Annotated in this window: 1 protein-coding gene; it reads left to right on the top strand. The window is 58.4% G+C overall.

Translation table 11 applies throughout. From position 1 onward, the window contains the following. On the top strand, positions 1-356 hold a 356-nt coding region (locus D1646_RS22370), incomplete at both ends, for a recombinase family protein (protein ID WP_201754812.1).

Here is a 356-nt window from a genome sequence, read left to right as displayed (position 1 = left end):
GAGATGTACGCCGAGCCGTCCACGTCGTTCGGAGACATCGCCCGGTACTTCGCCCAGGAGGGTATCCTGGTGTATGAAAAGGAATTACGCCGGGGCTTCATTTCTCAAATGCTCCGCAACCCGATTTACGCCCAGGCTGACCTGGAGCTGTACGAGTTTTTCAAGGGGCAGGGAGCCGTGGTGGTGAACGAGGCGGCGGACTTCGCCGGGACCAACGGCTGCTATCTCTACCAGGGCCGGGACGTGCAGGAACGAAAAAACAAGGAGCTGAAAAATCAGATCCTTGTACTGGCCCCCAGCGAGGGCATTGTTCCCGCCGATACCTGGCTGCGGTGCAGGAAAAAGCTGATGGCGAA

It is taken from the genome of Pseudoflavonifractor sp. 60 (assembly GCF_009911645.1).
Lineage (GTDB): Bacteria > Bacillota > Clostridia > Oscillospirales > Oscillospiraceae > Lawsonibacter.
Note: the sequence above shows the minus strand (reverse complement) of the source record. Positions and strands in the feature narration are given on the sequence as shown.